At 65.0% G+C, this 8727-nt stretch carries 6 protein-coding genes; 4 read left to right on the forward strand and 2 right to left on the reverse strand.

Annotation, left to right across the window (positions count from 1 at the left end):
• The coding region (locus AC1D00_RS15065; RefSeq protein ID WP_477011210.1) for a hypothetical protein at window positions 1-966 on the forward strand (966 nt) is incomplete at its 5' end.
• A gap of 34 nt (window positions 967-1000) precedes the next feature.
• On the opposite strand, the gene AC1D00_RS15070 is transcribed toward AC1D00_RS15065, so the two are convergent.
• Window positions 1001-1807 (reverse strand): ABC transporter substrate-binding protein, encoded by an 807-nt coding sequence (locus AC1D00_RS15070; RefSeq protein ID WP_477011211.1) that lies wholly within the window; start codon window positions 1805-1807, stop codon window positions 1001-1003.
• Between the two features lie 253 nt (window positions 1808-2060).
• Here AC1D00_RS15070 and AC1D00_RS15075 point away from each other — a divergent pair, with 253 nt between their 5' ends.
• Together AC1D00_RS15075 and AC1D00_RS15080 are read left to right on the forward strand one after the other, a co-directional pair.
• A complete protein-coding gene (locus AC1D00_RS15075) occupies window positions 2061-3254 on the forward strand; it encodes an efflux RND transporter periplasmic adaptor subunit (protein WP_477011212.1) in 1194 nt (397 codons plus the stop codon).
• A gap of 12 nt (window positions 3255-3266) precedes the next feature.
• The gene (locus tag AC1D00_RS15080) at window positions 3267-6425 is read left to right on the forward strand and encodes an efflux RND transporter permease subunit (protein WP_477011213.1); all 3159 of its coding nucleotides are present in this window, start codon (window positions 3267-3269) and stop codon (window positions 6423-6425) included.
• Between the two features lie 271 nt (window positions 6426-6696).
• Here the strand turns inward: AC1D00_RS15080 and AC1D00_RS15085 are convergent, their stop codons facing one another.
• Window positions 6697-7869, reverse strand: coding sequence for an MFS transporter (locus tag AC1D00_RS15085; protein WP_477011214.1), 1173 nt, complete (start codon window positions 7867-7869; stop codon window positions 6697-6699).
• Between the two features lie 59 nt (window positions 7870-7928).
• On the opposite strand from AC1D00_RS15085, the gene AC1D00_RS15090 reads away from it, so the two are divergent.
• Window positions 7929-8727: AraC family transcriptional regulator (locus AC1D00_RS15090; protein ID WP_027547339.1), on the forward strand; the 799-nt coding region annotated here is incomplete at its 3' end.

Here is an 8727-nt window from a genome sequence, read left to right on the forward strand (position 1 = left end):
CTTGCAGCCTACGATCGCGCGCTCGGCGATTTCAAATCCATCCTCGCCGAGCGGCGCCGACAGATCGAGGCGAAGGAACCGCTGCCGAATCTGCCGGGACAGGCGCTCTATCTCGCACGCGTCGCCGTCATCAGTGCTTACAAGGATCTCACCGACGCCATGCCGTCGCGGATCGGCAAGCCCAACAAGTTCGAGATTCCGCCGGCCTATTTCGATGCCGCGATCGAGCCGCTGGTCGACGAATACGCGGGGCTGTTCGACATCATGGAGGCGCCGCCCGCCGGCGCGCAGAACTCGCCGACGCCGTTCAAGGACGTCGTCGATCTCGCCGTTGCGATTGCACGCGCGAAGGGGCTTGCACCTGAACACGCCGAGGCTGCCGGCCGCATCAGCCTCGGGCTGTTCTTTGCGGAGACGAACGGCAAGCAGAATGTCCGCAACGGGCGCTCGAACACCTATATGGGCAGCTTCCAGACCGGCCCCTCCGAGGACCGCAACGGCCGCAGGAAATGGGAGGCCATCAAGGGAGAGATCGCGGCGGCCGATCCCGAATTGAGCGCGCGCGACGACAAGGAAGAGGCGCGCGCCCGCGGCACCGATCACCGCTTCAACCACTGGACCAACGTGCGCGACGGCCTGATGAACGCGCATGCCGATGTCTTCCGGGAAATCCCCGCGATCGTGAAGACGCTGCCCGACCCGATCGACCAGATGAAGCTGTTCGAGCTGATCCAGATCGTTCCCACTCCGACGCGGTCCGCGCTCAAATCAAGCGATCTCCTGAACTACCGGGTGTCCAGCCCGACGATCATGAGGCACCTGCGCAACAACAGCATCTTCGCCTTTGGACAGGCCGACAGGTCGCGCAGCTCGGCAAGCTTCCGCGAGATCCTCGCTGCGATGTGGCTCTTCAACCGCAAATTCGAGCGCGCGATGGCGAAATACGCGGAGATCAGGGCGCACTGAGCGACCGGTTGCAACCTGCCCTGCGCCGCCTGCCCTATTCGGTGCGGATCGGCGAGTCCTTCAGGCCATTGTTGTCATAGGCCTTGCGCAAGGTGCCGTTCGTCGTGGCGTCCGTCATGAACTTCGTCACGAACGCCAATGCCTGGCTGTGGCCGAGCGGCACGGCGACGGCCGTCACGGTCTTCTTGAAGGTCTCGTCCAGCACCTTTGTACCGGGAATCTTCTGCGCCATCTTGTTGAGCTGGTCCCGCGACAGCGCGAAGGCGTCGATCTCGCCGCTCTTCAGGAGGCCGAAGATCTCGTCATAGGTCTGATAGCCCGTGACCTCAGCGTTCTTCAGATGCGCGACCGCGCCACGCATGGTGGTGGTGGCGTTGACGGCCGCGACCTTAATACCGGGCCGGTCGAGCGCGGCGAAATTGGTCACGCTCGAACCGGGCTTGACGATGTAGGTGGCGTCCGCGACCTCGTAGATCGGGCCGAACATCATCCTGGTCTCGCGCTCCGGATCCTTGGGCAGCCAGGTGACGTCCCAAGCACCTTTTTCAAGAGTGCCTTTGCCAGCCGCGTCGGTGATCTGCCCGGAATTCTGGTGCACGATATATTCGACGCCAACGCCGAGCCGGGCCGCCATCTCCTTGCCGAGGTCCACCGGCACGCCGGCATAGCCGGCTTCCGTCTTGGTCGACCAGAACGCGCCGCCCGCAGGGCTGATTGCGATCGCGACCCGCAGCTTGCCGGTCGGCGCGATCTCGTCCTTCAGGCCATCGGCTAGCGCGGGCATGGCAACCGCCGCTGCAAGGAGGAGGCCGGCAAGGGCCGATCGAAGCGAACTGGGCATGTCATGCTCTCCTCACCTTTTTTCTTCTTGGCTTCTTCTCTTCGTCCCGGCCGCTTCGCTTTCGTGACACGGCCATTGACACAATTCTGGTCGATCGTGCGCGCGGTGAAAAGCGGTCTGTCATGACAAACCTGTAAAAGGCCACACCGCCGTTTGCAGCGCAAGGCCGGTGACTGCCATGGCTATGGTGTTCCACGGCCGGGCATTTGTTGGTAGCCTGCCGCACCGACAGACAGCAATCGGGGGCCACCGAATGACCTGCGCGAATCCCGCATCTCTTGCCCATCGCAACGAAGCGTGGAGACATGTCGGACGGGCGCTGGCCGCCGTGGGCGCCGTGATCGCGCTCGCCGGCTGCGAGGACAAGAACGCCTACGTGGCACCGCCGCCCCCCAAGGTGGACGTCGCAACACCGGTACAGCGCCCGGTGACGCGCTATGTCGAAGCCACCGGCAACACCGCCCCGATCAAGAGTGTCGACCTCGTTGCGCGCGTGCAGGGTTTTCTGCAATCGATCGACTACCAGGACGGCACCTTCGTCAAGCAGGGCACCCAGCTCTTCACGATCGAGCCGGAGACCTACAAGCTCAAGGTCGAGCAGGCGAAGGCCGCGGAGGTCGGCGCGCAAGCCACGGTCAAGCAGGCCGAAGCCGATTTCAAGCGGCAGGCCGAGCTCGTGCAGCGCCAGGCGGTCTCGCAGTCCACCCTCGACACCTCGACATCGACCCGCGACAACGCCCAGGCCAGTCTCCAGCAGGCCCAGGTCAATACGAGGCTGGCCGAGGTCAATTACGGCTACACCAATGTGACCGCGCCGTTCGACGGCGTGGTCAGCGCGCATATGGTCTCGGTCGGCGAGCTGGTCGGCGTCTCCTCCCCCACCCAGCTCGCGACCATCGTCGCGATGGACCCGATCTGGGTGAACTTCACGGTCAACGAGCAGGACGTCCTTCGCATCCGCGCCGAAGCGGCCCGCCGCGGGCTGACCGTCAACGACCTCAAACAGTTGCCGATCCAGGTTGGCCTCCAGACCGAAACCGGATATCCGCACGAAGGTAAGCTCGACTACGTCTCGCCGACCCTCAACCAATCGACGGGCACGCTGGCGGTGCGCGGCGTCGTCCCCAACGACAAGCGGGTGCTGCTGCCCGGCTATTTCGTCCGCGTCCGCGTGCCTTTCGACCAGGAGAAGGCCGCGCTCCTCGTTCCCGACACCGCGCTCGGCAGCGACCAGGGCGGCCGCTATCTGCTGGTGGTCAACGGCGACAACGTCGTCGAGCAGCGCAAGGTGCRGATCGGCCCCGTCGACAACGGCCTGCGCGTGATCGAGGGCGGGTTGAAGCCTGACGACCGCTTCGTGATCGCAGGCCTGCTCCGGGTGATCCCGGGCCAGAAGATCGACCCGCAGGTGACGAAGATCGGACAGCCGCAGGCGTCTGCCAAGTAAGGAGCGCCGGCCATGATCTCAAAGTTCTTCATCGAGCGGCCGGTCCTCTCGAACGTCATCGCACTGCTGATGATCCTGATCGGCGGCGTCGCGCTGTTCAACCTCGCGATCGCGCAATATCCCGACGTGGTGCCGCCGACCGTGCAGGTCACCACGCGCTATCCCGGCGCCAGCGCCAAGACGGTGATCGACACCGTGGCGCTGCCGATCGAGCAACAGGTCAACGGCGTCGAGGACATGCTCTACATGCAGTCCTACAGCGGCTCCGACGGCACCTATACGCTGACCGTGACCTTCAAGATCGGCACCGACCTCAACTTCGCGCAGGTGCTGGTGCAGAACCGCGTCTCCAGCGCGCTGTCGCAATTGCCGCAGTCGGTGCAGAACCAGGGCGTCACCGTGCAGAAGCGTTCGACCTCGATCCTGCTTTTCGTGACGCTGACCTCGCCGGATTCCAGATATGACAGCCTGTATCTGAGCAACTACGCCACCATCAACATCCGCGACGAGCTCTCGCGTCTGCCCGGCGTCGGCAACGTCACGGTGTTCGGCGCCGGCCAGTATTCGATGCGGGTCTGGCTCGATCCCAACAAGCTGCAAGTCCGTGACCTCGTGCCGCAGGACGTCATCAACGCAATCCAGCAGCAGAGCCAGCAGGTCTCGGCCGGCCAGGTCGGCGCGCCGCCGACGCCGCCGGGCCAGGCGTTCCAGTACACGCTCAACGTCAACGGACGGCTCGACGATACCAGCCAGTTCGAGAACATCATCATCAAGTCAGGCACCAGCGGCGACGTCACGCGGGTGCGCGACGTCGGCTGGGTCGAACTGGGCGCACAGACCTACAGCCAGATCTTCTCGCTCAACAAGCAGCCCGCCACCGGCATCGGCGTGTTCCAGTCGCCCGGCGCCAACGCGCTCCAGGTCGAGCAGGCGGTCGAGAAGAAGATGGCCGAGCTCGCCAAGCGCTTTCCGGAAGGCATCAAATACGACACGCCGTTCGACACCACCAAATTCGTCGAGGCCTCGGTGCACGAGGTCTATATGACGCTGATCGAGGCCGGCCTGCTGGTGCTGGTCGTGATCCTTGTGTTCCTCCAGGACTGGCGCGCCATGCTGGTGCCGGCGACGACCGTGCCTGTGACCATCATCGGCGCCTTCGCCGCGATGGCGGCGCTCGGCTTCACCATCAACATGTCCACGCTGTTCGCGATCGTGMTCGCGATCGGCATCGTCGTCGACGACGCCATCGTCGTGGTCGAGGGCGCCGCGCACAATATCGAACAGGGCATGAACGGCCACGACGCCGCGATCAAGGCGATGGACCAGCTGTTCGCGCCGATCGTCGGCATCACGCTGGTGCTGATCTCGGTGTTCCTGCCGGCCTCGTTCCTCGCGGGCCTCACGGGCCGCATCTACTCGCAATTCGCGCTGGTGATCGCGGCGACCGCGCTGCTCTCCGCCATCAACGCGGCGACCCTGAAGCCGACGCAATGCGCGCTGTGGCTGCGGCCGGCGGTGCCGCCGGAACAGCGCAACTTCTTCTATCGCGGCTTCAACAACGTCTATGACCGGGTCGAGCGCGGCTACACACGGCTGATCACCTTCCTGGTCAGGCACGCAACCGTGTCGGTCGCGGTCGCACTGGTGCTGATCGGAATCGGCGGCTACGGCCTGTCGCRGGTGCCGACCGGCTTCCTGCCGATCGAGGACCAGGGCTATCTGATCGCCGCCATCCAGCTGCCCGACGGCGCCGCGCTGGAGCGGACCCAGACGGTGCTCGACAGAGCGAGCGGGCTCATCAAGGACACCCCTGGAGTCCAGCAGGTCATCACCATCGCCGGCATCTCCGCGCTCGACAACAGCGCGAGCCTCGCCAATGCCGGTGTCGCCTACATCATCCTGAAGGACTGGGAGGCCCGTAAAGGGCCCGGCGAGGATCTGCGCTCGTTGGTCTTTGGACTGAACGACAAGCTCGCGACCATCATGGAAGCCCGCACCATCGTGCTGCCGCCGCCGCCGATCCAGGGCATCGGCAACGCCGCCGGCTTCTCGATGCAGGTCGAGCTGCGCGACGGCAACAGCGATTTCGCCAAGCTGCAGGCCATCACCGGTGCGATGGTCTCCAATGGCCAGAGCCAGAGCGCGCTCCAGCGCGTCCAGTCCTCGTTCCGCTCGTCGGTGCCGCAATTCAACGTCGAGATCGACCGCGTCAAGACCCAGACCTTGCACGTCACCACCGATCAGGTGTTCTCGGCGCTGTCGACCTATCTCGGCTCGTCCTACGTCAACCAGTTCAACAAGTTCGGCCGCGTCTTCCAGGTCTATACGCAAGCCGATCCGGCGTTCCGCGTCACCGAGCGCGACATCGCCAACATGATGGTGCGCAACTCGAACGGCGACATGATCCCGATCGGCACGGTCGCCACGATCACGCCGGCCACCGGCCCGTCGCTGATCAGCCTCTACAACCTCTATCCGTCCTCGACCATCATCGGCCTGCCGGCGCAGGGCTACTCGTCCGGCCAGTCGCTGAAGCTGATGGAAGAGATCGCGGACAAGACCCTGCCGCAGGGCACGGGTTATGAATGGACCGCGATGTCGTACCAGGAGAAGGCGGTCTCGAACCAGATCTACTGGGTGTTCGGCCTCGCCATGCTGCTGGTCTATCTCGTGCTCGCCGGCCAGTACGAGAGCTGGTACGCGCCGATCTCGGTGATCCTCGCCGTGCCGCTATCGCTGATCGGGCCGATGCTGATCCTCAACGGCCTGAAGATCGACAACAACCTCTACTGCCAGATCGGCCTGATCCTCCTGATCGCGCTGTCGGCCAAGAACGCCATCCTGATCGTCGAGGTCGGGCTCGAGCTGCACGGCCGCGACGGCAAGCCGATCCTGGAGTCGGCGATCGAAGCGGCCCGCGCCCGCTTCCGCCCGATCCTGATGACCTCGTTCGCCTTCATTCTCGGCGTGGTGCCGCTGGTGATCGCCACCGGCGCCGGCGCCAGCGCCCGCAAGTCGATCGGCATCACCGTGTTCTYGGGCATGCTGGCCTCGACCTGCCTCGCGGTGCTGTTCGTGCCCGCCTTCTTCGTGGTGGTGCAGCGGTTCGAGAACTGGCGGGCGTCGAAGAAGGCGCCGAAAGCGCAGCCGGTGGCCGAGGTGAAGCCGTAGGCTTCTCCCGGAAGGGGCCGACAACAAAATTGCGAAAACAACCCCATGCACAGTAGGGATGGGGTTGAAAAGATTTCATAAATTCGGTCTTGCCGAAATGACTTGCTCCGTCGGGCAAAACACCGGCATAATGGCATCACGGACGGCATGCGCAGGCTGCCTCCTCATCCCCCGTCATTGCGAGCGCAGCGAAGCAATCCAGAGTCCCGCCGCGGAAAGATTCTGGATTGCTTCGCTGCGCTCGCAATGACGAGTGGAGAGAGCCCCGGCCTCACGCCGCCTGCGGCGTCCGGATCTCGCGCGGCAGGATCAGCGCGGCGGCGATCGCGAGCAGGCAGAGCGCGGCGAAGGCGTGCAGCATGGTGACGAAGCCGCCCTGCTCGTAGAGCCAGGCGACCAGGCCGACGGAGGCGCCCGCCGCGGTGAAGCCGACGAAATAGCGCACGGCATAGGCACGCGAGCGCCACTCCTCCGTGGTGTACTTGCCGACCATGGCGTCGTTGACCGTGACCTGCCCGAACGCGCCCATGACGATGCCGATCGAGACCAGGATCAGCGGCAGATTGGACAGGCTCGCGGCAAGATACAGGAACGGCGCCAGCATGAAGGACAGCGGCAGCGCCACCGTCTTCAGCGAATAGCGGTCGAGCAGCCGGCCGATCGTGTACTGCGTCATCGCGCCGAACACGTAGACGCAGGCCGCGATCACGCCGAGCAGCGCCGGGCTCCTGGTGAGATCGGCAAGCCGTTCCGCGAACAGCTTTGGCAGCGCGACGGTGACGGCATTGAACGTGGTAGAGATCGCGATCACGACGATCAGCAGCGCCAGGATCACGCGCCACATGTCCTGCTTGGCGACGCGCGCCTGCGCCGCCGCCTGCTTCGAGCCCTTGCGGTCCTCGTGCACGACCATCATCGCAAACGCGATGCCGATCAGGATGGTGACGACGCCGGGAACGATGAAGGCAAAGCGCCAGCCGAGATACTGGCYGATCACGCCGGTGACCAGCGCGGAGGAGGCGACGCCGAGATTACCCCAGACGCCGTTGAGCCCCATCTCGCGGCCGAGCCTGTCGGCATAGGACACGATCATCGCGGTGCCGACGGGATGGTAGATCGAGGCGAAGATTCCGATCGCCAGCAGCGCAGCGCCGAGCTGCGCCTGCGTCTGCACGAAGCCTACCGCGATCATGGAGGCACCGATGCCGAGGAAGAAGATCAGCATCATGTGGCGGCGGCTCCAGCGGTCCCCGAGCCAGCCGGTCAGCAGCGAGCCCGCGCCGAAGGCGATGAAGCCCGGCGTCGCATAGGGCAGAAGTTCCGAATAGGCCATGCCGAGCGCCGGCCCCATGATGATCACGGCGGCGGCGAAGATCAGCATCGAATAATGGTCGATGAAATGGCCTGCGTTGACGAAACTGATGACCCGGCTTGGGCTGTTCATACGAATCCTCTCCTGCTCCGAAATGAGTTATATGTCCTGGGCATGACGAGATGCTGCCAATGACTGTCGTGGAAACGCCAATCCTCCGGGCGGTCCGGAGCAATCATCGCTCGCCCGCGGGCGTGCACCTGGTCGCCCGCGACTATCCCAAGGGCATGCGGATCGACCCGCACCTGCACCGCGAGGCGCAGCTGATCTATGCCGCGAAGGGCACGATGCAGGTGACGACACCAGGGGGACGCTGGCTGGTGCCGCCGGACCGGGCCGTCTGGGTGCCGGCCGGGCTCGAGCACGCCCTCGACCTGCTCGCCGACATCGAGATGCGCACGCTGTATTTCGACCTGTCCTGGCTGAAGCGCGAGCAGCGCTATGACGGCCTGACCAGGGAATTCGTGGTGCGGGTGTCGCCGCTGCTCAATCAGGCGATCCTGGCGCTGTTCGACGCGCGCAACACGGATGAGCGCACCGAGCTGCTGGTTCGCCTCGTCATGCTGGAATTGCACCAGGCCGAGGATTCCGCGACCTTCGTGCCGCTGCCGCGCGAGCCGCGCTGCCGGCGCGCCGCGATGATCGTGCTCGACGACCCAACCGGCCTGCACGACATCGACACGCTGGCGCGCGAGGTCGGAACCTCCGCGCGCACCCTGTCGCGGCTGTTCTCGACGGAGACGCAGCTGAGCTTCAAGAGCTGGTGCCAGCGCGCCCGGATCGCCGCGGCGATCCAGCGGCTGTCGACGGACGCCAATGTGTCGGTGAAGCAGCTCGCCACCCAGCTCGGCTATGCCAGCGTGCCGGCGTTTTCGGCAGCATTCCGCCAGGTGACGGGGCGGACGCCGACGGAGTTTGCGGGGAAGGGAT

It is taken from the genome of Bradyrhizobium sp. P2_E8, assembly GCF_056403875.1.

Excerpts from the sequence above, each read along its gene's own strand:
- AC1D00_RS15070 (WP_477011211.1), bottom strand. The coding sequence starts at position 1,807 with ATGCCCAGTTCGCTTCGATCGGCCCTTGCCGGCCTCCTCCTTGCAGCG.